The following is a 23,825-nucleotide window of genomic DNA, read 5'->3' on the forward strand; positions in this document are numbered from 1 at the left end:
GCAAATAACTCATCCGTGATATTTTGTTGGAATGACTCAACAGACTGCCGAACATGTAGGCCTGCTGCTCCGCGAGGCCCGCGGGGAGAAGGGCTGGACCCAGGGACAGCTCGCCACCGAGCTGGGGACCAGCCAGAGCGCCATCGCCCGGATGGAGCAGGGCAAACAGAACCTGAGCCTGAAAATGATCCAGCGGCTGGAGGCAATCCTCGGCCGGCCCATCGTCAAGGTGGGCCGGCCGCAGATGACCCATCTGCGGGTGGAAGGCGGCCGCACCCTGTCCGGGTCCGTGGACGTCAACAGCAGCAAGAACGCGGGCGTGGCCCTGCTGTGTGCCAGCCTGATCAACCGCGGAACCACCACGCTGCGCCGCCTGGCCCGGATCGAGGAGGTCAACCGGATCGTCGAGGTGCTGGCCAGCATCGGCGTCGAATGCACGTGGCTCAACGCGAACGATCTCCGGATCCGCCGCCCCGCGGTCCTGGACCTGGACTCCATGGATGTGGAGGCCGCCCGCCGGACCCGCAGCGTCATCATGCTGCTGGGCCCGCTGCTGGACGAATCCGGCGAATACCGGCTGCCGTACGCCGGCGGCTGCGATCTTGGCACCCGCACCGTGCAGCCGCACATGCAGGCGCTGCGGCAGTTCGGCCTCGGCGTGGAGGCGAAGTCCGGGTTCTACGCGGTGCAGGCGCCGCCGTCGGACACCGAAGACCGTTCCTTCGTGCTCAGCGAACGCGGCGACACCGTGACCGAAAACGCGATCATGGCCGCCGCCCACCGCCCTGGCAGCACCATCATCCGCAACGCCAGCCCCAACTACATGGTCCAGGACCTCTGCTTCTACCTGCAGATGCTCGGCGTCCAGATCGACGGCGTGGGCACCACGACGCTGAAGATCACCGGCCGCCCGTCGATCGACGTCGACATCGAGTACTTCCCGTCCGAAGACCCGATCGAGGCGATGAGCCTGATCACCGCAGGCATCGTGACGGATTCGGAAGTGACCATCCGCCGGGTGCCCATCGAGTTCATGGAAATCGAACTCGCCACGCTGGAGCAGATGGGCCAGCGGCTGGAGGTGTCCGGTGAGTACCTGGCCCGCAACGGCCGCACCCGGCTCGTGGACGTCACCACCAAGCCTTCCGCGCTGAACGCGCCCGAGGACAAGATCCACCCCATGCCGTTTCCGGGCCTGAACATCGACAACCTGCCGTTCTTCGCGGTCATTGCCGCGAACGCGCAGGGCCAGACCCTGATCCACGACTGGGTCTATGACAACCGCGCCATCTACCTGACCGAGCTGAACAAGCTCGGCGCCCAGGTGCAGCTGCTCGATCCGCACCGGATCTATGTCAACGGGCCCACCAAATGGCGTGCGGCGGAAGTGGGCTGCCCGCCGGCGCTCCGCCCGGCCGCCTGCCTGCTGCTGGCGATGCTCGCCGCCCGCGGGGTCTCGCTGCTGCGCAACATCTACGTGATCGAACGCGGCTACGAGGACCTGGCCGAACGGCTGAACACCCTGGGCGCGAAGATCGAGTATTTCCAGGACTGACCGCCGCTGATTCAAGCAACGCGGGGTCATATCGCGCCCATGCGGCGGCCCGGCATGGGCGCGATGTGACCCCGTGGTGTGGCGCACTTCCTCCCATCCTGCGCACAATGGATGCATGCGCACCTTCGGTGTTGAGGAAGAGCTGCTGATTGTGGACCCGGGGACGGGTTCCCCGGTTGCGCTCGCCGACGCCCTGATGTCGGGCCTGAACCCGGGGCACACCACCGGCCACGACACCACCGGCTTCAGTTTCGAGCTCAAGCTTGAACAGATTGAAACCCAGACGGTGCCGTGCCTGGACCACGCGGGCCTGCTCCACGGAATCAGGCGGGGACGGGCCATCGCGGACCGGGCTGCCCGCGCGCATGGCGCGCGCGTGGCGGCCATGGCCACCTCCCCGCTTCCCGTCTCCACCCACACGACGCCCAATCCGCGCTACGCGACCATGCAGGAACGCTTCGGACTCACGGTTCATGACCAGCTGACCTGCGGCATGCACGTCCACACCCTCGTGGAGTCGCCGGAGGAGGGCGTGGCCGTCATGGACAGGATCCGCGACAAGCTGGCCGTGCTGATAGCGCTCAGCGCCAATTCCCCTTTCTGGAACGGCCGCGAGACGGGTTTTGAAAGTTACCGCACCCAGGCGTGGAACCGGTGGCCGGGGGCGGGGCCCTCGATGATTTTCGGCAGCCTGCCGGTCTACCGGAGGGTGGTGACCAGGCTTCAGGAGAGCGGCGTGCTGTTCGACGAGGGGATGGTCTACTTCGATTCCCGGCTCTCCCGGAACCACCCCACCGTGGAGGTCCGGGTTGCCGACGTCTGCCTTCGGGGCGAGGACGCGGCGCTGATCGCGGTGCTGGTGCGGGCACTCGTGGAATCGGCGAGCCGGGAGTGGCAGGACGGCGTGGATCCCGCCCCGGTGCCGACGGTGCTGCTGCGGATGGCCGCCTGGCAGGCAAGCAACTGCGGGCTGACGGGAGAGCTGCTGGACTTCGGCAGTTTCCGCCCGGCACCGGCCCGGGAGGTGGTGGAAGCCCTGGTGGACTTTGTGGCCCCCGTGCTCGCGGAGCAGGGCGAGCTGGAACTGGTGCGCGCCGGCGTCCAGCGGATCCTGGCCCGGGGGACCGGTTCCCAGCAGCTGCGCCCGCCGTTCCGGGAAGCCGGACTCTGCGCCGTCGTGGATCACGCGGTGCGGGCGACGACGGAGGAGGCCGCGGAAGTGCCGGCGGAGGCCGGGCCGCCGCACGCACGGGTGCGGCGGCCGTGAAGATTTCCGGTTAGCCGGCGGCGTACGGGTCCGCGATGCCGATGTACTGCGTGGTGGTGTATTCCGCGATCCCTTCCGAGCCGCCCTCGCGGCCCAGGCCGGACTGCTTGACGCCGCCGAAGGGCGCGGCGGCGTTGGAAATGACGCCGGCGTTGAAGCCCACCATGCCGAACTCGATCTGCTCGGCCACGCGCAGCAGCCGGTTGAAGTCGCGGCTGAACACATAGGAAGCCAGGCCGTATTCGCTGGCGTTGGCCAGCCGGATCGCGTCCTCCTCGGTGGCGAAGGTGGTGACCGGGGCCACGGGGCCGAAGATCTCCTGGCGGAGGATCGCGGCGTCGTTGGGCACGTTGGCCAGGACCGTGGGCGGGTAGAAGTAGCCGGCGCCCTCAACGGGAGCGCCGCCGGTGACCGCGGTGGCACCGGCCGCGACGGCGGAGGCGACCAGGGCGTGCACGTCGTCACGAGCGCCGGCGTCGATGAGCGGGCCGACGTTGGAGCCCGCATCGGTCCCCCGGCCGACGTTGAGGCCCGCCATGGCCGTGGCGAACTTCCGGGTGAACTCGGCCGCCACGGATTCCTGGACCAGGAAGCGGTTGGCGGCGGTGCACGCCTCGCCCATGTTCCTCATCTTGGCCGCCATGGCCCCGTCGACGGCCTTGTCCAGGTCAGCGTCCTCGAAGACGATGAAGGGCGCGTTGCCGCCGAGCTCCATGGACGTGCGCAGCACGTTGGCGGCTGCGTCGGCCATCAGGCGCTTGCCGACCGGCGTGGAACCGGTGAAGGAGACCTTGCGCAGCCGCGGATCGGCGAGCAGCGGGCCTGAGATCCCGGCGGCGCTGGAGGAAGCCACCACGTTGAGCACACCGGCGGGCAGGCCGGCGTCGAGCATGGTCTGGGCGAAAAGCTGCGCGGTCAGCGGCGTCAGCTTCGCGGGCTTGAGCACCATGGTGCAGCCGGCCGCGATGGCCGGGGCGACCTTCCGGGTGGCCATGGCCAGCGGGAAGTTCCAGGGGGTGATCAGCAGGCAGGGTCCCACTGGTTTTTTCTGCACGAGGATCTTGTTTTTGCCCTCGGGCGAGGTGAGGTAGCGGCCGTAGTCGCGTACCGTCTCCTCGGAGAACCAGCGCAGGAATTCGGCACCGTAGGTGACCTCGCCGCGGGCTTCGGCCAGCGGTTTGCCCATCTCCAGGGTCATCAGGAGGGCGAAGTCATCGGCCCGGGCTGTTATCAGGTCGAAGGCCCGGCGCAGGATCTCGGCGCGTTCCCGGGGCGCCGTGCGGGCCCACGATGCCTGGACCTTGTCCGCCGCGTCGAGCGCCGCGAGGGCGTCCTCGCTGGTGGCGGACGCAAGTGTGGCCAGGACCTCGCCGGTGGAAGGATCGTGGACGTCGAAGGTGCCGCCGTCGGAGGCATCGCGCCACTGCCCGCCAATGAGCAGGCCCGTGGGGACGGACGCGATCAGCGCGGCTTCGCGTTCAGCGGTTACAGCGGGCGGGGTGGCAAGTGAATTGGTCATGGGTCTCCTCGGAAAGTGGGTTGGGTGGCAGGGTTTCGACAGGCTCAACCACCGGGGACGGGTCAGTAGCTGGCGGGGGTTTCGGCAGGCTCAACCACCGGAGATGGGATGAACTCGGCGGCGAGGGCCTCGGAACCGCGTGCCAGCAGGGCAACATCGGCGCCCACCAGCACGAACGACGCCCCCGCGGCCAGGTAGGAGCGGGCCGTGCCCGGGTTGAAGGCGTTCACGCCGGCGGGCTTGCCGGCCTGCTTCGCGGCGGCGAGGCAGTGTTCGACGGCGGCGCGCACCTCGGGGTGTTCCTGCTGTCCCAGCAGGCCCATGGAGGCGGCGAGGTCGGACGGGCCCAGGAAGATGGCGTCGAGGCCGTCGACGGCCAGGATCGAGTCCACGGCTGCGACGGCGGCCGTGGACTCGATCTGCACGGTCAGGCTCACCGTCTCACTGGCGCGGGCGAGGTAGTCCGGTGTCCGGTTCCAGCGCGCGGACCGCGCCAGGGCCGAACCGACGCCGCGGACGCCGTGCGGAGGGTAGCGCGTCGCGGCGACGGCCGCCTCCGCCTCGGCGGCAGAGTTCACCATCGGCACCAGCAGGTTCTGGACCCCGAGGTCCAGGTATTGCTTGATGACGATCGTGTCGTTGACCGGCGGGCGGACCAGGACCTGGCCGGGGTAGCCGTGCACGGCCTGCAGCTGGGCCAGGATGGATTCCAGCCCGTTCGGGCTGTGCTCGGCGTCGATCAGGAGCCAGTCCAGCCCGGCCCCGGCGCAGATCTCGGCGACCAGCGGGCTGCCGGAGCAGACCCACATGCCGGCGAGCGGCCGGTCCGCGGCCGCCAGGGCGTGGCGGAAGGTGGGATCCGGTTCTACTCGAAGCGGCATGTGACAACTCCCAGGGGTCCGTAGTCGGCGTGGACGGTGTCGCCCTTGTGGACCCACATGGGGCGGGTGAAGGAGCCGGCGAGGATGATGTCGCCGGCCTTCATCCCGTCGCCGTGGGCGGCGATCTTGTTGGCGAGCCAGTGCACGCCGGCGGCCGGGTGGTCCAGGACTCCGGCGGCCACGCCGGTCTCCTCCACCGTCTGGTTCTTGTACAGGATGGCGGAGACCCAGCGGAGGTCGACGGCGTCCGGGCGGACGGGGTTGCCGCCGACCACCATCGCGCCCATCGCCGCGTTGTCGGCGATGGTGTCCACGATGGTCCGGCCCTCCATCTCGATCCTGGAGTCCAGGATCTCCAGGGCCGGAACCACGTAGTCGGTGGCGTTCAGGACGTCGAAGATGGTGCAGCCGGGACCGGAGAGGTCCTTCTTCAGCACGAACGCGAGCTCCACTTCCACCCGGGGATGGGTGTACCGGTCCCACTGCACCGAACAGCCCGTCTCCAGCACCATGTCATCGAAAATGGCGCCGTAGTCCGGTTCGGTGATGCCCGTGGCCGCCTGCATCGCCCGGGAGGTCAGGCCGATCTTGCGGCCCACCAGTTTGCGGCCGGCTTCCTCGTTGCGGCGGCGCCACAGTTGCTGGACGGCGTAGGAATCCTCCACCGTCATCTCCGGATAACGGGCGGTCAGGCGGGGGACCGGTTTGCGGTTCCGGCCCGCCTCCAGCAGCTCGTCGGCGATGGCCTCGATCGTCGCGGCATCCATCATGGCTAGAGCTGCGCCCCGAGCTTGAAGCCGCGTTCCTCGCCGGGTTCGCGGGTGTAGGCGAAGCCGTCTGCTCCGATGGTGACTGCCATTTCGGAGGCGTCGGTGCGGACGATGACGGGCTGCGGGTTGCCGTCGAGGTCCAGGACCAGGGAGGCCTCGGTGTACCAGGAGGGGACCACGGGGTTGCCCCACCAGTCGCGGCGCTGGTTGTCGTGCACGTCCCAGGTGATGGTGGGGTTGTCGGGGTCGCCGGTGTAGTAGTCCTGGGTGTAGATCTCGATGCGGTGGCCGTCCGGGTCCAGGATGTACAGGTAGAAGGCGTTGGACACGCCGTGCCGGCCGGGGCCGCGTTCGATCCGGTCCGAGATGCGCAGGGCGCCCATCTTGTCGCAGATCTGGATGATGTTGTGCTTCTCGTGCGTGGCGAACGCGACGTGGTGCATCCGGGGCCCGTCGCCGCCGGTCAGGGCGGTGTCGTGGACGGTCTGCTTGCGGTGCATCCAGGCCGCGTAGGTGACGCCGTCGGAGTCCTTGATGTCTTCCGAGACGCGGAAGCCGAGGTCCTCGAGGTACGCCCGGCCGCGCGGCACGTCCGGGGTGACCTGGTTGAAGTGGTCCAGGCGGACCAGTTCGCCGGCGTTGTAGAGGTCGTAGCGCTGGGTGAGGCGTTCGACGTGCTCGGTCTCGTAGAAGAACTCGTAGGGGAAGCCCAGCGGGTCCTCGACGCGGACGGAGTCGCCGATGCCCTTGGTGAAGCCGCCCTTGCGGCGTTCGGTGCGGCAGCCCAGCTCCTTGTAGTAGGCCTCGGCGGCGTCCACCTCGGCCGGGGACTTGACCCGGTAGGCGAACGCTGCGACGGCGGCGATCGGTCCCTTGCGCAGGACCAGGTTGTGGTGGATGAACTCCTCGAGGGCACGCAGGTAGATGTTGTTCTCGTCTTCCTCGGTGACATGCAGGCCGAGGACGTCCACGTAGAACTCGCGGGACTTGGCGAGGTCCGTAACCACGATCTCCATGTAGGCGCAGCGGACGATGTCCGGGGCCGGGACGGTGGGGGTGGGGATGAAGTTTGTCATGGTGTTCTCTCTTCTTTGAGGAGTGGCTGGGTGGCGCTGCGGGAAAGGCTCAGGCGCCGAATTTAGGGGTGTGGACGGTGCCGAGGGTGATGTGCACGGCCTGCTGGTCGGTGTAGAAATCGATCGAGCGGTAGCCGCCCTCGTGGCCCAGGCCGGAGGACTTGACGCCGCCGAACGGGGTGCGGAGGTCCCGGACATTGTGGCTGTTGAGCCAGACCATGCCGGCTTCCACGTTCTGGGAGAAGTTGTGGGCGCGGGTCAGGTTCTGGGTCCAGATGTAGGCGGCGAGCCCGTATTTGACGCCGTTGGCCAGCTCCAGCGCCTCCTCATCCGAGTCGAACGGGGTGATCGCGACGACCGGTCCGAAGATTTCCTCCTGGAAGATCCGCGCGTCGGGTTTCACGTCCGCGAACACGGTGGGGGCGATGTAGTTGCCTTCCGGGAGGCCTTCCGGGCGTCCGCCGCCGGCCAGCAGCCGGCCCTCGGACTTGCCGATCTCCACGTAGGAGGCGACCTTGGCGTAGTGCTCGGGGTGGACCAGGGCGCCGACCTCGGTCTTCGGATCGTGCGGGTCGCCGACGACGATGTTCTTGGCCCGGGCGGCGTACTTTTCGCAGAACTCCTCGTAGATGCCGCGCTCCACCAGGATGCGGGAGCCGGCGGTGCAGCGTTCCCCGTTGAGGGAGAACACGCCGAACAGGGCGGAGTCGATCGCGGCGTCGAGGTCGGCGTCGGCGAACACCACGCAGGGTGACTTGCCGCCGAGCTCCATGGACAGGCCCTTGAGGTTTTCCGCGGCGTTGCGGAAGATCGTCTGCCCGGTGGTGGTCTCGCCGGTGAAGGAGATCAGCGGGACGTCCGGGTGCTTGACCAGGGCGTCGCCGGCCTCCTCGCCGAGGCCGTTGACCAGGTTGAACACGCCGTCGGGCAGCCCGGCGTCCTTGAAGATCGTCGCCCAGAGGGACGCGGAGAGGGGGGTGAACTCGGCGGGTTTGAGGACCACGGTGTTGCCGGTGGCCAGGGCCGGGGCGAGCTTCCAGGACTCCAGCATGAACGGGGTGTTCCACGGGGTGATGAGGCCGGCGACGCCGATCGGCTTGCGGTTGACGTAGTTGATCTGCGCGCCGGGAACCTTCATCGCGTCATCGAACTGCGCCACGATCAGGTCGGCGAAGAAGCGGAAGTTTTCCGCCGCGCGGAGGGCCTGGCCCTTGGCCTGGGTGATGGGCAGGCCGGTGTCGAAGGTCTCGAGTTCGGCGAGCCGGTCCTCCTGGGCCTCGACGGCGTCGGCGATCCTGTTCAGGACGCGGGCGCGTTCGCGCGGCTTCTTCTTCGGCCAGGGACCGTTGACGAAGGCTTCGCGGGCGGCGGCGACGGCGAGGTCGATGTCCTCTTTCTGGCCGGCGGCGGCGGTGGCGTAGTTGGTGTTGGAGACCGGGTCCAGGACGTCGAACGTCGCGCCGTTGACGGAGTCCACGAACTGGCCGTTGATGTAGTGCTGGATGTGGGTGGGCAGGTCCTGCGGCACGTAATGCGTGCTGGCTTCTGCGGCAGTGAACGTCATTGTTGGTTCCTTACTACTTATGCAACGCGGGGTCACTTATGGCCCATGCGAGGCGGGTTAATGGGCGCTAAGTGACCCCGTGTTGCTGGTGGGAGTGGTGTTGGTTTGGGAGAGGTAGGCGTCCAGGGTGGCGCTGCGGTGGTGGCGGGCTGCCTTTTCGATCTCGTCGGCTGCCGCCCCGGTCTCGATGAGCCGGAGCAGTCCCTCGTGTTCGTCCACGGAATCGTGGGCCCTGCCGGGGACGAAGCGGAACGTGGAGGACCGCAGAGACGCGAGCCGGTTCCAGCCCCGGTGGACGAGGTCCAGGATGTGCGGGTTGGGGCAGTGTTCGAACAGGACGCTGTGGAAGTCCTGGTTGAGCCGGGTGAAGCGGACGGGGTCGAAGTGCTGCAGGCATTCCCGCATTTCCTCGTTCACGGCGCGGGCGCGCGCGATGTCCGCTGCGCCGATCAGCGGGGCGGACAGTGCGGTGGCCGCCCCCTCCACGATGCTCAGGGTCTGCATGGTGTAGAGGTATTCGGTGGGGTCGATGCCCGCGACCGTGGCGCCGACATTCCGCTCGAATTTCACCAGGCCCTCGGCTTCGAGCCGGCGGATGGCCTCCCGGACCGGCACCACGCTGACGCCCAGATCCTCTGCGATCTTGGAGAGCACCAGCCGGTAGCCGGGGGAGTAGACGCCGTCGATGATCCGGGCCTTGACCGCGGCGTAGGCCTGTTCGGACTTGCTGCCGGTCGGGGCGGCGACGTCAGTCATGCGCACTCACCGCTTCCCGCGCAGCGGCCCATTCCTGGTAGCGCGCGCGCCACTGGGCGTTCAGCGGGTAGAGGCCGTCCACACCGTGGCCTTGCTCGACCATCTCGGCGATGAAGACTTCCTCGCGTTCCTGGGCGATGGAATCATCGGCGAGTTCCTCGGCCAGCGCCGGCGGGATCACCAGGATGCCGTCGGCGTCGGCCACGATGATGTCCCCGGGCTGCACGGTGGTGCCGCCGCAGGCAATGGTGATGTCCGTGTCCCAGGGGATGTGCCGGCGGCCCAGTACAGCGGGGTGCGGGTTGGCGTAGTACGTGGGCATGTCCATCGCGGCGACCGCGGCGAAGTCCCGGACCCCGCCGTCGGTGATGATGGCCGCGGCGCCGCGGACCTGGGCGCGCAGGGCCAGGATGTCCCCGATGGTGCCGGTGCCCTTTTCGCCGCGTGCCTCCATGACCAGGATTTCGCCCTCGTTGACGGTGTCGATGGCCCGTTTCTGGGCGTTGAAGCCGCCGCCGTGGGTCTTGAACAGGTCCTCGCGGTTGGGGACGTAGCGCAGCGTCCTGGCCAGGCCCACAATCCGCTTCTCCGGCCGGGTGGACGTGAGGCCGTCGATGCTGACGTTGTTCAGGCCCCGCTTGCGCAGCTGGGAGGAAAGAGTGGCGGTGCAGACGCTTTCCAGCTTCGCCTTCAGCGCTGCGGACAGGACCGGAACGGGCGCCGGCAGGCCGGCCGCAACACGGGAACCGTAGGCCTCTTCGCGCTGCAGGTCATCAACCTTGGGGCGGGCACCGAAGTCGGCGAACGCCGTCGTGCCTTCCTCCACCGCGGTGGCAAGGCGGCCGGTAGCCAGGCCGCCGTCCGCCGTCGCGCTGACTTCCACCTCGACGACGTCACCCGGGGTGGCGACGGAGGCGCCGGCGGGGGTGCCGGTGAGGATGATGTCGCCCTCTTCGAGGGTGAGGAGCTGGGAGAGGTCCGCGACGAGGCGGGCGAAGGGGAAGAGCAGGTCTTCGGTGGTGTCGTCCTGGACCAGATCGCCGTTGTGCCAGGTGCGGATCCGGAGCCCCGCGGGGTCGACGGCGTCCGCCGGGATGAGCCCCGGCCCGATCGGGGTGAAGCCGTCGCCGCCCTTGGACCGGAGGTTGGAGCCTTTGTCCGCGTAACGGAGGTCGTAGATGCCCAGGTCGTTGCTGGCGGTGACCCATTCGACGTGGCTCCAGGCGTCCTCGATGCCGACGCGGCGGGCCGGCTTGCCGACGATCAGCGCGATTTCACCCTCGTAGCCCAACAGCTCGCAGCCGGCCGGGCGTTCGACGGTGGATCCGCTGAGCGCCAGGGAGGATGATGGTTTGAGGAAATACGAGGGCTGCTCCGGGGTCCGTCCCCGCTGGGCGGCGCGGCTCGGGTAGTTCACGTGCACAGCGATGACCTTGCCGGCTGCCGCCAGCGTGCCGTGGTTGACCTGTTCCAAGGTGCCTCCTCATCAAGTACGAAATCGTATACGATCACTATCACTCATCAACGGGGTCCCGTCAACCCTCACATTAAATCCTTGTCACCCGCGTCACACCTGGCGTACAGTGTGGGACAAAGATCGTTGTTCGATTATAGAAATTCAAGTTCTCATATCGAACACCCCTGGCGATATGGCCACCCAACGAAGTGAGGAAATCCCGTGCAGTTCCACCACCACGGTTACGTATCCGGTGACCCGCGAGTCCAGCAAGCCGCCGGCGTCGGCATCAATCGGCCGGCGCAGCTTCCCGACGAGGTCGACGTGCTGATCGTCGGCACCGGGCCCGCGGGCATGCTCACCGCAGCCCAGCTGTCCCAGTTCCCGGGCGTCACGACGCGCATCGTGGAGCGCCGCGGCGGGCGGCTCGCCATCGGCCAGGCCGACGGCATCCAGGCCCGGAGCGTCGAGACCTTCCAGGCCTTCGGCTTCGCCGAGCGGATCATCGCCGAGGCGTACCGGATCACCGAGATGGCGTTCTGGAAACCGGACCCCACGGACCACTCCCGCATCATCCGGGGCGCCCGCGCGGTCGACGACGAAATGGGCATCAGCGAGTTCCCGCACCTCATCGTCAACCAGGCCCGGGTGCTGGACTACTTCGCCGAGTACATGGCGAACTCGCCCGCGCGCATGTCACCCGATTACGGCTTTGAGTTCCGCAGCCTCGAGGTCACCGGCGAAGGCGACTACCCCGTCACCGTGACGCTCCTCCACACGGCCGGCCCCGACGAGGGCCGGGAACGCGTTGTCCGGGCCAAGTACGTCGTCGGCGCGGACGGCGCACGGAGCAAGGTGCGGGAGTCGATCGGCTGCACGCTCGCCGGCGACCAGGCCCATCACGCCTGGGGCGTCATGGACGTTCTTGCCGTCACGGACTTCCCTGACATCCGCACGAAATGCGCCATCCAGTCCGGCACGGGCGGCAGCATCCTGCTGATCCCGCGCGAAGGCGGCCACCTCTTCCGCATGTACGTCGACCTCGGCGAGGTCGACCAGAACGACAAAGGCGCCGTGCGCAGCACCACCATCGAGCAGATCATCGGCCACGCGAACGCCATCCTCCACCCCTACACACTCGACGTCCGCAACGTCGCCTGGCACAGTGTGTATGAGGTCGCCCACCGCCTCACTGACAGGTTCGACGACGTCCTCCCGGACCAGCGCGGCACCCGCACGCCACGCGTGTTCATCACCGGCGACGCCTGCCACACGCACAGCGCCAAGGCGGGCCAGGGCATGAACGTCTCCATGCAGGACGGCTTCAACCTCGGCTGGAAGCTCGGGCACGTGCTCGAGGGCCGCACCCCGGCGAGCCTGCTGTCCACGTACTCCGCCGAGCGCCAGGTCGTCGCGAAGAACCTCATCGACTTCGACAAGGAGTGGTCCACGCTCATGGCGAAGAAGCCGGAGGAGTTCGATAGCCCCTCCGAGCTCGAGGACTTCTACGTGAGCACCGCCGAGTTCCCTGCCGGCTTCATGACCCAGTACGCCCCGTCCATTCTCACCGCCGAGCCTGCGCACCAGGACCTGGCCAGCGGTTTCACCATCGGCAAGCGTTTCAAGTCCGCGCCCGTCGTCCGGGTTTGCGACGCCAACCCGATGCACCTCGGCCATCACGCCACGGCGGACGGCCGGTGGCGCATCTACGTCTTCGCCGACCAGGCCGCGCCCCGCACGGGACAGCAGGGCACGGCGTCGGCCGCCGCCGACTTCGCCGAGTGGATCGCGAACTCGCCGGAATCGCCGCTCGCCGCGACGCCGTCGGGCGCTGACCGTGACGCGTGGTTCGACGTGAAAGTGATCTACCAGCAGGACCACGCGAGCATCGACATCGGCGCCGTTCCCAAAGCGTTCATGCCGCAAGTGGGACCGTTCCAGCTCACGGACTACGAGAAGGTCTACGCTGCCGATCCGAAGGCGGACATCTTCGAGTTGCGCGGCCTCGACCGGGGCGGGGTCGTCGTGGTGGTGCGCCCGGACCAGTACGTGGCCAACGTCCTGCCGCTGACGGCGACGGCCGAGCTCGCCGCGTTCTTCGCGCCCCTCCTGCCGGACCGGCTGCGGCAGGAGGCAGCACTCCCTAGACCTGCTTGAGCGCCTGGCCGAGGTCGCCGATCAGGTCCTGGACGTCTTCCAGGCCCACCGAGAGCCGCACGACCCCGTCGCCCAGGCCGATCGCGGCCCGGCCTTCCGGGCCCATCGCGCGGTGCGTCGTCGTGGCCGGGTGGGTGATGAGGGACTTCGAGTCGCCCAGGTTGTTGGAGATGTCGATGATCTTCAGCGCGTCCAGCAGGGCGAAGGCGGCCTCCTTCGCGGAGCGCCCGGCGGAGGGGGACAGCTCCAGGGTCAGCACGGTGCCGCCGGCCTTCATCTGCTTCGCGGCCAGCTCATACTGCGGGTGGGACGGCAGCAGCGGGTACCGCACCCAATTGACGGCGGGCTGCTCCTCGAGCCATCCGGCCAGGCGCAGGGCGGACGCCGAGGAATGGTTCACCCGCAGCGCCATGGTCTCCAGGCCCTTGGCCAGGACCCAGGCGTTGAAGGCGGAGAGCGCCGGTCCGGTGTGGCGCATGAGCTGCTTGACCGGCCCGTCAATGAACTCCTTCGTGCCCAGGATCGCGCCGCCCAGGACCCGGCCCTGGCCGTCGATGTGCTTGGTGCCGGAGTAGACGATCACGTCCGCGCCGAGGTCCCCGCAGCGCTGCAGCAGCGGGGTGGCGAAGACATTGTCGACGACGACGGTCGCTCCGGCGGCGTGCGCCAGTCCGCTCACGGCGGCGATGTCCACGATTTCCTGCATGGGGTTCGACGGCGACTCGAAGAAGACCGCCGTCGTCGGCTCCGACAGGGCGGAGCGCCACTGTTCCAGGTCCGGCCCGTCCACGAAGACCGTTTCCACGCCCCAGCGCGGGAGGATCTCGTTGAGGATCACGAAGCAGGAGCCGAACAGGGAGCGTGCGGCGACCACGCGGTCGCCGGCGCCGAGCAGCGCGCCGAGGGCGGTGAAGACCGCGGACATGCCCGACGCCGTCGCGAAGCAGGCCTCGGTGCCTTCCAGCAGCCGGAGCCGCTCCTGGAAGGTGGCGACCGAGGGGTTGCCGTAGCGGGAGTAGACGAAGCGCTCGTCCTCCCCGGTGAAGGCGCGTTCGGCGGCGGCGGCGGATTCGTAGACGAAGCCGGAGTTGAGGAAGATCGGTTCGGTGGTTTCCTGGAAGCCGGTGCGGTCCAGTCCGCCCCGGACCGCCTGGGTGTCGGGGCTCCAGCCGGCGGCGTCGGGATTGAAGGTCACTTAGTGCTTTCCGAGGTTGGTGGGCAGGCCGCGGTTCTTCCAGCCGTTGACCGTCCGCTCGCCGTAGCGGTCCGGTTCGCCTTCGAAGCCCTCAAGGACATTGTAGGAGGTGAAGCCGGCCTCCGTGGCGGCGGTGGCGGCGGCGATGGAGCGCTGGCCGGAGCGGCACAGGAACACGAGCTCGGCGCCGTCGTTGTCCGGGGCCTGCTGCTGGAGTTGAGTGATGAAATCCGGGTTCGGGATGCCGCCGGGGAAGGTCCACTGGATGAACAGGGGATCGTTTTCGGTGGCCTTGGTGTCCGGGATGCCGATGTGCGCCCACTCACCCTCGGTGCGGACATCCACCAGGACGGCGCCCGCCTCGAGCTTGGCCCAGGCTTCCTGCGGGGTGAGGTCTCCGGCGTAGCTCATGCGTGGCCCTCGAAGGCTTCGTCGGCGCCGAAGCCGTCGCTTTCCAGGTCATCCACCGCGCTGGCGACGGCGGCGTCCGCACTCGCGATCGCGGCCGGCAGCACGACGGCCTGCGCCACGATGACGGTGGTGCCGTTGAAGGTGGCGGCGGGGCTCCCGTGCAGGACGTAGCCTTCGGCCAGGGCCGCGGCAACGCGCTCGCAGAAGGAGCGGTCGTCGGGGCCGGTGAACAGGCGGTAGGCCAGCTTTTCTTCGGTGGCGGGGGTGGCGGGCGGTGCCGCCTGGGTGGACGCGTCGGGCACGACGATCTCCTTCTCTCACGCTTGCAGCTCGAATGGTCGATATGCCGAGTATTCACCTGAGGCACCCCGCCGCGAAAGGGAGGGTTGCCGACCGGCCAGTCAGGGCTTGGCGCCGGGTCTCATTACTCCCCAAAAACGTAACACCTACGACGCCGGCCCGCACCGCCGCCGTCGTCATGTTGAGTAACGGGCCGCCGGCAACGTTGCAAAGGAGGATGCCGGAACGGATCACGGCGGAGACCCCGGGGGCGTGGCGTCCCCTGCAGTTCGACAACCCGGCGAACCCGCGGGCTCACTACGAAACCACGGCCCCGGAGATCTGGGAGCAGACCGGCGGCAAGGTCACGCACGTGGTCGCGGGCGTCGGGACCGGCGGAACCATCAGCGGCACCGGCCGCTATCTGAAGGAGAAGTCGGGCGGGCGCGTGGAGGCGGTCGGCGCCGACCCGTTCGGCTCCGTCTACACTCGCCGCGCCCCGCGGGTCCGTGGCGGTGGCGATAGCCCCCGACGCCGACAGTAACTGCCTCACGTCGGTGCCATCACCGCAAGAACGCAGCTCTGCTGTCAGCCCTGGAGGCGGGCTATGGCCGAAATCTCCACCAGGAACTGCTCTCGCGCCATGGGTGCTACCACCACGGTCGAGGTCGGCGGAACGGGGCCGGTGAAGTACCTCTTCCGGGCCGCCCCAACGGCGGCGGCGTACTCGGCGGCAGCGAGATAGGTCGTGGTGGAGACGATGTCCTCCAGCGTGCCGCCGGCCTCTTCGAGGACGGCGGTGAGGTTCTCGAAGACCTGGGTGGCCTGCGCCTGGATGTCCCCCAGGCCCACGTAGGAGCCGTCGGGTGCAAAGGCGACCATGCCGGAGACATGCAGGACGTCCCCGTCCAGGACCCCGTAAGAGTACGCGTTGTTCTCAGCAATCTCGCGGGGTAATGCGGCGGGCAGGATCATTCGTCGGGTCTGCGTTATTGAGTACTCCATTCGTCCCGGACAGGCACCGTTGCCGTCATGGCCCAACGGGGCGGAACCGCGCATGCGGGGGCCACCCGTCAGAGGTCCGGTCTATCATATCGGCCCTGCCCGCCACGGCCAGGACGCCACGCCTCAAGGGACCGCGTGATCGGTCCACCACCGGATGCACCAACTGACCCTCGCTCAGATGCTCGGCATCGCCAAATCCCGGCGCCCATGACCTTGGCGGAGCGGCCCAGGACGGCGGTCTTCCAATCGCTTTCGGCGCCGAAGCCGTAGCCTCTTCACGCGGCCGGCTCAGGCTACCGCCGCGGGCCTCTCCGGAACTCCGTCGTGGTACCGCACGGTGCTTCGCTTGAACACCTCTGCATAGATGGAGGACCGGGCCGAGGCCACGCCGTCCCGTTTCTGGAGATCAGCCAGCAGCAGCCGAAGGTCGTCCAGGGTGGCCAAAGCCACCTGCGCCACGAGCTGCTCGCCGGAGGCGGCGGCCCAGCGCGTGACGGGGAGCCCGGCCAGGTGTGCCCCCAGCCCCTCCGTCGCTGCATCCGCACAGGTGATACTGATCAGGGATTCGACGGGGAAGCCCAATGACGGCAGGTCCGCCACGGCCCTGATGAACAAGGTGCCGGAGCTGGTCATCGCATCCAGCCGCCGGCTGACGGTTGCCTTGGAGACAGACAGGTCTGAAGCGAGCTCGTCCATGGTGGCCCGGCCGTTGCGGTGCAGCAGCCCGGCCAGCATCCGGCTGGTGTCATCGAGCGGGGGATGGCCGCTCGGCGTGCCGGCCAGGCGGGCATCCTCATCGGGGTGCAGCGCGGCATATTGTTGTTTAGCCAGGACGTCCGGCGTCCAGCCGGAGGGGGTCCGGAAGTACTCGAACAGCGGCATCATGGTGAACGACTGGACGCCCTCCACCTTCGCGAGACGGTGGTACAGCAGCTCTGCGAGCTCATCGGGAGCGAGGAACATTTCCGCCACTCCCTCACTCGATCCGGATAGGGCGCTGACCCACGAGGACTCGTCCTGGTCGGCGAGCCACGAACAGACCTGGCGCAGCTGTCTGGGAGGCGCCGTCACGCGGAGCAGGAAGGCAGCGCGCGAGCTTACTGCCGCGGGGTTGATGAAGGCGTTGATGCGTACGGCACCGGATTCGAGCAGTTTGTTGCCGCGGCGTGCCACGGTCCGTTCCTGTTGGCCCAGGACCTCGGCGATCAGCCGCCACGGGGCGCGGCCATTGCGCACGAGCGCGGCCATGATCTGCCGATCGAGCGTATCAAGCTGCTCCATGTCCGGTTCCTTTCACTGCTGCTTCCCGCCTTCGACGCCGGCCGGCGTCGATACCTTAACGGCACGGGGCGGCAGGCAAGCCTGCCGCCCCGTGTCATCTCAGTTCCGGCCCAGATAGGCTAGCACTCCGGAAAGTGCCGCACCTGTTCCTCCGACGACGGCGGCGTGTGCTTCCGGGGCGAAGAACGGCGAGTGGTTGCCGGCCGGTGATGCTCCGTCCTCGAAGAGTTCCGGGGCGAAGGCGCCAAAGGCCCAGAAGACACCGGGAACACCAATGGCGTCGCTGAGCCAGCCCGCGTCTTCGGAACCCATCCCGAGCGGAGCGTCGATCAGTGCATCCGCGCCGAAGTCCGCCGTGAACGCTTCGATGACGCGGCGGGTGGCTGCCGGATCGTTGTAGCAGCGGGGGAAGTTGTTCAGCTCCGTGATGGTGGGTTCGGGCGCCGCCGAGGCAGCGGCTTCGGCGGAGATGATCCGCCGGATTGCTGCGAGCACGGTTGCGCGGGTGTCTTCATCCGGGGTCCGGACGTTGACCGAGAACTCCGCGGACTCGGGGATGATGTTTTCCTTCAGGCCCGCGTGGAAGGTACCCACTGTGATGACGGCAGGCGTCGACGGTGCCAGTTCGCGGGAGACGATGGTCTGGAGCCGAAGGACCATGGCAGAGGCGGCAACGATCGGGTCGATGGATTTCTCCGGCTGCGAGCCGTGTGCCTGCCGGCCGTGGACCGTGATCTTCCACGAGTCGGCCAGGCTGGCCATGTGCCCGCCCCGGATGACGAGCTTGCCCTGGCCCACGGGCATGACGTGTTGGGCCAGCACCACCTCGGGTTTGGGCGCCCGGTCCCACAGGCCGTCGTTGATCATTGCCCTCGCACCGTACGCCGTCTCCTCGCCGGGCTGGAAGATCAGGACCAGGGTCCCGGACCAAAGGCCGCGGCGCTCCGAGAGGAGCGAGGCGAGCGCCAGGGCGGAGGCGATGTGGGTGTCGTGTCCGCAGCCGTGCATCACCGGGGCGGTGGCCCCGTCCGGCAGCGTGCCGGTTGCCTCGCTGGAGTAATCCAGATCTGTCTGTTCGGCGATGGGCAGTCCGTCGGTGTCGGCCCGGAAGCCGACGACGGGTCCGTCGCCGTTCTTCAGGATGCCCACCACACCGGTCACACCGCAGCGGAAGGATTCAATCCCCAGGCCTGCAAGATGGGCTTCGATGTACGCGGCGGTCTCGAATTCCTGGGCCGAGAGCTCGGGGTGGGCGTGCAGGTGCTTGTAGACGGCGACGTAGTCGTCCACAAATGATTCGGGAACCTCTATGGCGGCGGTCAGCCGCACACTCGTGGTGGTGGTCATTTCTGGTTCCCTTTCAGCGGGTGGGTTCAGCGATGGGTACGGCCGGGCTTGCTTCGCCGGGGGCGGTGCCGGCGCCGGACGGCGGGGTCTTGGACCGCGCGAACCAGGAGGCGGCGATGGTGATGATCACGGCCAGCGCGGTGGCGTAGTAAGTCAGCGCCGGCACGAGCGGGACCACCACGAAAACGATGAGGGCGGCGACGATAACGGCCACGATGGTGGTGCGGCGGCTCCTCATAGCCATCACACTCTGCAGGACCACGGCGCCGAAGACAGCAGGCAGGATATAGAGGCGGGCAGTCGCAATGAGCGGCGCGGGAAGCATCCCCACCAACCAGGTGCCGAGGACACCCACTAAGAGGATGAGCGTGGTGATGTGGATCAGCACCGCGCCGATGATGGCGCTTCCGGCGATGAGTTCTGCCCGGCGGGTGCCCGGCCGCTCGCCGAGGTTGACCTGGGCAACGACCGCCGCGGGGAGCAGCTTGTTGGCGATATTGCCGATCAGGAAGGCCTGGTACATGGCCGAGCGGCCCAGGATGGGGAAGTAGGAGATGGGCTCAATGATGGCGATGATGCCGAACGTGGCGAGTACGGCCACGACGGCGGTGACCAGTTCCACGGGTGTGATCCCCATGCCCGAGCCGAAGGCGGCGTACAGGGCAGCGGCCAGGGAGATGAGCAGCCCGAGCGCCAGGGTGATGGGCCCCCAGATGGACGTAGTGCGGTCAAATGCTGCAAGTCCTGCGGATGTGTCAGTGGAAGTCGTTGTTGACATCAGATTGGCTCCTTTCAGGGCTTTTCAGGCCGCGGTCATGAAGTAGGCGGCCGCGAGGGCCACGAGGATGGCGATACCCAGGCCCCACTCGCGCAGCCAGGGACGCCGCAGCCTGTGGGCCAGTAGAATGCAGACGCCCATCGCCGCCGCTGACACGATCATGGTGACCAGATGGACGGGAGACTTGACCACCTCCGAGAAGGCGAGCGTGAAGAAGGCACCCAGCAGCGCCGCCGTCGGGACGATGGCCATGACCGCGGGATTGACTTTGCGGAGTTTCGCATCACCCTTGCTCAGGATGGGCGTGAGGATCAGGGCGGAGAGCATCCAGGCCAGTCCGCCGATGGTCATGGCGGCGAAGGCGAGGGCGAAGATCTTCTGCGTGTACGTTGGGCCGCCCAGCTGGGCGCCCTGCGTGCCGGCCGAGATGCCGGCAGCGGCCACGTCGAACGCGGCCGATCCGACCAGACCGATGCGGGTGAGTACTGCCGGCGTGCCGAACAGCGGCAGGAGGGAAATCGCAACCAGTGCCACGGCGAGCGACGGTCCGATGGCCGCCACAGCTCCCGAGCGGACCGAGCTGGTGACCTGCGCAGGCGTCAGGCCCACGGCGGGCGCCGCCTTCCGGATGGCCCTGAAATAGATGACGGACTGGAGGATGACCACGGCGAAGACGCCTGCGGCGCAGGCCCAGAGGACCGGGTGCTGGATGAGGGGGGTTATATCTGTGGAACTGGGATCGACAGCTGCAACAGCCACGTTTGCTCCCTTGCAAAGTGTGAGGAACACCCCACGAATGGAGGTGTCTAAAAGGTGGACTAAATGAACAGTTCATGCCGTTGTGTTTCATTTGTACAGCACTTGATGTCCATAAGTACATACTTTTCAGATTTCCGGCATGTGTCAGCCATGGTGCGGAAGCGTAAATTCCGGCGGCCGCACCAGCTGGTCCCGTCCCTGGCCTTCGTGGCAACCGCCATCGCCGTGTTCTCCACCGTCCTCCTGGGTGGTTCCTCCGGAGCAGGACCGCCGTCACGGGCGCCCAGCTGCCGCACCTTGAGTAGGCTTCTGCCTAGGGCCTGCAACAACTCCACCTTCCAATTCCAGCAAAGGACATTGCGATGACCACCACCACCACCTCCAGGCTCGCCTCCGCGCGCTGGGAGCTCACCGATGAGCAGACCGGCGAGATGCACGCGCTGTACCGCCATCTGCACGCCAACCCGGAACTTTCGATGCAGGAACACGAGACGGCGGCATTCATCACCCGGCGTCTGAAGGCCCTGGGCCTGGAGACCTTTGCCTGCGGCGGCACCGGCGTCGTCGGTGTGCTCCGCAACGGCAAGGGCCCGGTCGTCGCCTTCCGGGCCGACACCGATGGCCTGCCGATCAAGGAGGACACCGGGTTCGAGTACGCCAGCACGGCCGCCGGCACCCTGCCGGACGGTACCGAGGTCCCGGTCATGCACGGGTGCGGCCACGATACCCACATCACGGCGGCCTTGACCGCCGCCACCCTGCTGGCGGACGCCACGGATGCCTGGGCCGGCACCATTGTGTTCATCTTCCAGCCCGGCGAGGAGACCGCCGCGGGCGCCCGTGCGATGGTCGACGACGGCCTGTGGGACAAGGCGCCCGTCCCGGAGATCATTTACGGCCAGCACGTGATGCCGGGCCTTACCGGAACCATCAGCATCAGCCAGGGCAGCGCCATGGCCATGGCCGATTCCCTGAAGGTCACCGTGCACGGGCGCCAGGCGCACGGTTCCCAGCCGCAGGACGCCATCGATCCGATCGTGCTCGGCGCCCACATGGTGGTCAGGCTCCAGACCATCGTGTCCCGCGAACTGCATCCGATGGACTCCGCCGTCGTCACGGTCGGGACCTTCCACGCCGGCCTGAAGGAAAACATCATTCCCGGCACCGCCGAATTCACCCTCAACGTGCGGACCTTTGACCAGGAGGTCCGCGACGACGTCCTCGCCGCGATAAGCCGGATCATCAACGCCGAGGCCGCTGCCTCCAACGCCCCGACACCTGAAATCGAGGAGCTCTACACGTTCCCGCGCTGCTACAACGATCCGCAGCAGACAGCCATGCTCATCTCGGAATTCCGTACCGCGCTCGGCGACGACGCGGTCGGTGAGGTCCCGCCCCTGATGGGCAGCGAGGACTTCGGCACCCTTGCCGACGCCATCGGGGTGCCCTCGGTGTATTGGATGTTCGGCGGCTACACCGCAGAACGCCTGGCCTCGGAGGCGCTCGTGCCCGGAAACCATTCACCGCACTTCGGCCCGGCCCTGGAACCCACACTGACCACCGGTGTCCGGGCGGCGCTGACGGCGATTCTGTCGAAAGTTGCCCTGTAGGTCCCGGGCCCCCGGGTGCCGTAGGACAGCGATGGCCCCGGGAAGCTCCTTCGGGGCGCGGGTGCCGCCGAAAGTGATCTAATCAAAGTCAGGCCATAGGCAGGCCATAGCCAAGCATAGGCAGGACACAGCCGCAGCGGGTGCTGGCGGCCCGGCCACAGAACCAATCAGTTCGATGAAAGCGTGCGCTCCATGACGGGCGCCGCGGTTAAGGAGATTTGCATGGACGCACGGCTGGAAGCCATCCGGGACACGGTGCTGGCAAGGAACCCCGGGGAAGCCGAGTTCCACCAGGCGGTGACCGAGGTCTTCGAAAGCCTGGGTCCGGTGCACGACCGCCACCCTGAGTTCCTGGAGGGCGCCATCCTGGAGCGGCTGTGCGAGCCGGAGCGGCAGATCATCTTCCGGGTGCCGTGGATGGACGATGCCGGGCGGGTGCAGATCAACCGCGGTTTCCGGGTGCAGTTCAATTCGGCCCTCGGCCCGTACAAGGGCGGGCTGCGGTTCCACCCCTCGGTGTACCTGGGCATCGTGAAGTTCCTGGGCTTCGAGCAGATCTTCAAGAACGCGCTGACCGGCATGCCGATCGGCGGCGGCAAGGGCGGTTCCGACTTCGACCCGCGCGGCCGTTCCGACGCCGAGGTGATGCGTTTCTGCCAGTCCTTCATGACTGAGCTGTACCGCCATGTCGGCGAATACACCGACGTCCCGGCCGGTGACATCGGTGTGGGCGGACGCGAGATCGGCTACCTCTTCGGGCAGTACAAGCGCATCACGAACCGTTACGAATCCGGTGTCCTGACGGGCAAGGGCATCTCCTGGGGCGGTTCCCTCGTGCGGCCCGAAGCGACCGGTTACGGCACGGTGATCTTCACCCAGGAAATGCTCAAGACCCGCGGCCAGTCCTTTGACGGCCAGCGCGTGGTGGTCTCCGGCTCCGGCAACGTGGCCATCAACGCGATCGCCAAGGCGCAGTCGCTCGGCGCCAGCGTCGTGGCGTGCTCCGATTCCTCGGGCTACATCGTGGACGAGGCAGGGATCGACGTCGACCTCCTGCGCCGGATCAAGGAAGTCGAGCGGGGCCGCCTCAAGGACTACCAGGCCCGCCGCCCGGCCGTGTCCTACGTCGACGGCGGCTCCGTCTGGGACGTCAACGCCACCGTGGCCCTGCCGTGCGCCACCCAGAACGAGCTCGACGGCGACGCTGCCGCCCGGCTGGTCCGCAACGGACTGCTCGCGGTCGGCGAGGGCGCCAACATGCCGTCCACCCGCGACGCCGTCGCCGTCTTCCAGGACGCCGGGATCCTGTTCGGCCCGGGCAAGGCCGCCAACGCCGGCGGCGTGGCGACGTCCGCGCTGGAGATGCAGCAGAATGCCAGCCGCGACTCCTGGTCCTTCACGCACACGGAACAGCGGCTCACCGAGATCATGGTCGGCATCCACGACCGCTGCGCCGCCACCGCCGAAGAGTACGGCGACCCGGGCAACTACGTGCTGGGTGCGAACATCGGCGGCTTCGTCAAGGTGGCCGACGCGATGCTCGCCCAGGGCCTCATCTAGGCTCTGCCCGCTCCGCCGGGGGGCAGGACACCCGGAAGGCCCTGTCCGTCATTCAGCACACCACCGATGAGGCAATGACATGAACTTCTGGGACGCGGCGATCGCCGTCATCGGCGGAGTTGTGCTTGTCTACGCCGTACTGCTTGTCCTTCTGGCCCTATACGCGCGACGACACCCGGAAACGGTGGGCATGAAGGAAGCCCTGCGGCTGCTGCCGGACCTGCTGACCCTGTTGCGCCGGCTTTCCGCAGACCCGACGCTGCCGCGCGGAATCCGGGTCCGCCTGCTCCTGCTGCTGGTCTACCTGGCCTCGCCCATTGATCTGGTCCCCGATTTCCTTCCGGTCATCGGGTACGCCGATGACGCCATCATCGTGGCCCTGGTCCTGCGCTCGGTCATCCGGAAAGCGGGCAACGGACCCTTGGAACAACACTGGCCGGGAACACCCGCCGGTCTCGTCCTGATCCAACGCCTGGCCGGTACGGCCACCACGAGCCGCGGGCTCTGGAATCGGGGAGCCAGCAGGAGTAGCGTCGATCGGAGAGAATGACGGCGACGGGCAGCAGCGTGGCCTGAGGGGCCAGGGCGCGCTGGTGTTG

The 23,825-nt window shown here is 67.8% G+C and carries 21 protein-coding genes, 2 pseudogenes and 1 riboswitch; of the genes and pseudogenes, 7 read left to right on the plus strand and 16 right to left on the minus strand.

Going from position 1 to position 23,825, the window contains the following annotated elements:
* The first annotated feature begins 31 nt into the window (after positions 1 to 31).
* Both ACQCSZ_RS22395 and ACQCSZ_RS22400 read left to right on the plus strand, forming a co-directional pair.
* Complete coding sequence (locus tag ACQCSZ_RS22395) at positions 32 to 1,555, plus strand: UDP-N-acetylglucosamine 1-carboxyvinyltransferase (protein WP_427005793.1); 1,524 nt, start codon at positions 32 to 34, stop codon at positions 1,553 to 1,555.
* Positions 1,556 to 1,670: 115 nt separating this feature from the next.
* Positions 1,671 to 2,822: a glutamate--cysteine ligase gene (locus ACQCSZ_RS22400; RefSeq protein ID WP_427005794.1), complete on the plus strand. Its 1,152-nt coding sequence runs from the start codon at positions 1,671 to 1,673 to the stop codon at positions 2,820 to 2,822.
* A gap of 10 nt (positions 2,823 to 2,832) precedes the next feature.
* Here the strand turns inward: ACQCSZ_RS22400 and ACQCSZ_RS22405 are convergent, their stop codons facing one another.
* The 7 genes from ACQCSZ_RS22405 to ACQCSZ_RS22435 form a co-directional block, all read right to left on the minus strand.
* The gene (locus ACQCSZ_RS22405; protein ID WP_427005795.1) at positions 2,833 to 4,341 is read right to left on the minus strand and encodes an NAD-dependent succinate-semialdehyde dehydrogenase; all 1,509 of its coding nucleotides are present in this window, start codon (positions 4,339 to 4,341) and stop codon (positions 2,833 to 2,835) included.
* Positions 4,342 to 4,403: 62 nt separating this feature from the next.
* Positions 4,404 to 5,222 (minus strand): HpcH/HpaI aldolase family protein, encoded by an 819-nt coding sequence (locus ACQCSZ_RS22410; protein WP_427005796.1) that lies wholly within the window; start codon positions 5,220 to 5,222, stop codon positions 4,404 to 4,406.
* Positions 5,207 to 5,992, minus strand: a complete 786-nt coding sequence (gene hpaH, locus ACQCSZ_RS22415) for a 2-oxo-hept-4-ene-1,7-dioate hydratase (RefSeq protein WP_427005797.1) — start codon at positions 5,990 to 5,992, stop codon at positions 5,207 to 5,209. Before hpaH ends, ACQCSZ_RS22410 begins: the two co-directional genes overlap by 16 nt.
* A gap of 2 nt (positions 5,993 to 5,994) precedes the next feature.
* Entirely contained in the window at positions 5,995 to 7,068 is a 1,074-nt protein-coding gene (gene hpaD, locus ACQCSZ_RS22420; RefSeq protein ID WP_427005798.1) for a 3,4-dihydroxyphenylacetate 2,3-dioxygenase, read from the minus strand.
* 49 nt (positions 7,069 to 7,117) lie between these two features.
* On the minus strand, positions 7,118 to 8,632 hold the full coding sequence (hpaE, locus tag ACQCSZ_RS22425; RefSeq protein WP_427005799.1) for a 5-carboxymethyl-2-hydroxymuconate semialdehyde dehydrogenase: 1,515 nt from the start codon (positions 8,630 to 8,632) through the stop codon (positions 7,118 to 7,120).
* Between the two features lie 57 nt (positions 8,633 to 8,689).
* On the minus strand, positions 8,690 to 9,388 hold the full coding sequence (locus tag ACQCSZ_RS22430) for a GntR family transcriptional regulator (RefSeq protein ID WP_427005800.1): 699 nt from the start codon (positions 9,386 to 9,388) through the stop codon (positions 8,690 to 8,692).
* Complete coding sequence (locus ACQCSZ_RS22435) at positions 9,381 to 10,862, minus strand: fumarylacetoacetate hydrolase family protein (RefSeq protein WP_427005801.1); 1,482 nt, start codon at positions 10,860 to 10,862, stop codon at positions 9,381 to 9,383. Before ACQCSZ_RS22435 ends, ACQCSZ_RS22430 begins: the two co-directional genes overlap by 8 nt.
* Positions 10,863 to 11,066: 204 nt before the next feature.
* Between ACQCSZ_RS22435 and ACQCSZ_RS22440 the strand changes: the two genes are divergently transcribed.
* On the plus strand, positions 11,067 to 13,001 hold the full coding sequence (locus ACQCSZ_RS22440; protein ID WP_427005802.1) for an FAD-binding monooxygenase: 1,935 nt from the start codon (positions 11,067 to 11,069) through the stop codon (positions 12,999 to 13,001).
* Here the strand turns inward: ACQCSZ_RS22440 and ACQCSZ_RS22445 are convergent.
* Genes ACQCSZ_RS22445 through ACQCSZ_RS22455 form a run of 3 tightly spaced genes read right to left on the minus strand, consistent with a single transcriptional unit; the run spans position 12,988 to position 14,909 of the window.
* Entirely contained in the window at positions 12,988 to 14,196 is a 1,209-nt protein-coding gene (locus ACQCSZ_RS22445) for an O-succinylhomoserine sulfhydrylase (RefSeq protein ID WP_427005803.1), read from the minus strand. The two genes, ACQCSZ_RS22440 and ACQCSZ_RS22445, sit on opposite strands and share 14 nt — an antisense overlap.
* The gene (locus tag ACQCSZ_RS22450) at positions 14,197 to 14,607 is read right to left on the minus strand and encodes a rhodanese-like domain-containing protein (protein ID WP_427005804.1); all 411 of its coding nucleotides are present in this window, start codon (positions 14,605 to 14,607) and stop codon (positions 14,197 to 14,199) included.
* Positions 14,604 to 14,909 carry a DUF1737 domain-containing protein gene (locus ACQCSZ_RS22455; protein ID WP_427005805.1) on the minus strand — a complete coding sequence of 102 codons (306 nt, stop codon included), beginning with the start codon at positions 14,907 to 14,909 and terminating at the stop codon, positions 14,604 to 14,606. Before ACQCSZ_RS22455 ends, ACQCSZ_RS22450 begins: the two co-directional genes overlap by 4 nt.
* Before the next feature lie 12 nt (positions 14,910 to 14,921).
* Positions 14,922 to 15,036: riboswitch (SAM riboswitch) on the minus strand.
* A gap of 49 nt (positions 15,037 to 15,085) precedes the next feature.
* Here ACQCSZ_RS22455 and ACQCSZ_RS22460 point away from each other — a divergent pair.
* A pseudogene (locus tag ACQCSZ_RS22460) lies at positions 15,086 to 15,388 on the plus strand (pyridoxal-phosphate dependent enzyme); the annotation flags it as partial.
* 86 nt (positions 15,389 to 15,474) lie between these two features.
* Here the strand turns inward: ACQCSZ_RS22460 and ACQCSZ_RS22465 are convergent.
* The 6 genes and pseudogenes from ACQCSZ_RS22465 to ACQCSZ_RS22490 all read right to left on the minus strand — a co-directional run bounded on the left by ACQCSZ_RS22465 (position 15,475) and on the right by ACQCSZ_RS22490 (position 20,056).
* Positions 15,475 to 15,891, minus strand: coding sequence for a RidA family protein (locus ACQCSZ_RS22465; RefSeq protein ID WP_427005806.1), 417 nt, complete (start codon positions 15,889 to 15,891; stop codon positions 15,475 to 15,477).
* Positions 15,892 to 16,085: 194 nt separating this feature from the next.
* Positions 16,086 to 16,163, minus strand: a pseudogene (locus ACQCSZ_RS22470) (L-arabinose isomerase family protein); the annotation flags it as partial.
* 16 nt (positions 16,164 to 16,179) lie between these two features.
* On the minus strand, positions 16,180 to 17,172 hold the full coding sequence (locus ACQCSZ_RS22475) for an Lrp/AsnC family transcriptional regulator (protein WP_427005807.1): 993 nt from the start codon (positions 17,170 to 17,172) through the stop codon (positions 16,180 to 16,182).
* A gap of 99 nt (positions 17,173 to 17,271) precedes the next feature.
* Positions 17,272 to 18,519, minus strand: coding sequence for an amidohydrolase (locus tag ACQCSZ_RS22480; RefSeq protein ID WP_427005808.1), 1,248 nt, complete (start codon positions 18,517 to 18,519; stop codon positions 17,272 to 17,274).
* Positions 18,520 to 18,532: 13 nt separating this feature from the next.
* Positions 18,533 to 19,297, minus strand: coding sequence for a hypothetical protein (locus ACQCSZ_RS22485; protein WP_427005809.1), 765 nt, complete (start codon positions 19,295 to 19,297; stop codon positions 18,533 to 18,535).
* 24 nt (positions 19,298 to 19,321) lie between these two features.
* Positions 19,322 to 20,056 (minus strand): DUF5058 family protein, encoded by a 735-nt coding sequence (locus ACQCSZ_RS22490; protein WP_427005810.1) that lies wholly within the window; start codon positions 20,054 to 20,056, stop codon positions 19,322 to 19,324.
* Between the two features lie 362 nt (positions 20,057 to 20,418).
* Here ACQCSZ_RS22490 and ACQCSZ_RS22495 point away from each other — a divergent pair, with 362 nt between their 5' ends.
* The 3 genes from ACQCSZ_RS22495 (at position 20,419) to ACQCSZ_RS22505 (ending at position 23,776) form a co-directional block, all read left to right on the plus strand.
* Positions 20,419 to 21,666, plus strand: coding sequence for an amidohydrolase (locus tag ACQCSZ_RS22495; RefSeq protein WP_427005811.1), 1,248 nt, complete (start codon positions 20,419 to 20,421; stop codon positions 21,664 to 21,666).
* A 222-nt stretch (positions 21,667 to 21,888) separates the two neighbouring features.
* Positions 21,889 to 23,226 carry an NADP-specific glutamate dehydrogenase gene (gene gdhA, locus ACQCSZ_RS22500; protein ID WP_427005812.1) on the plus strand — a complete coding sequence of 446 codons (1,338 nt, stop codon included), beginning with the start codon at positions 21,889 to 21,891 and terminating at the stop codon, positions 23,224 to 23,226.
* 79 nt (positions 23,227 to 23,305) lie between these two features.
* Positions 23,306 to 23,776, plus strand: coding sequence for a YkvA family protein (locus ACQCSZ_RS22505; RefSeq protein ID WP_427005813.1), 471 nt, complete (start codon positions 23,306 to 23,308; stop codon positions 23,774 to 23,776).
* Positions 23,777 to 23,825: the final 49 nt, after the last annotated feature.

Origin of the sequence: Pseudarthrobacter sp. H2, assembly GCF_050157045.1 — a bacterium.
GTDB lineage: Bacteria > Actinomycetota > Actinomycetes > Actinomycetales > Micrococcaceae > Arthrobacter.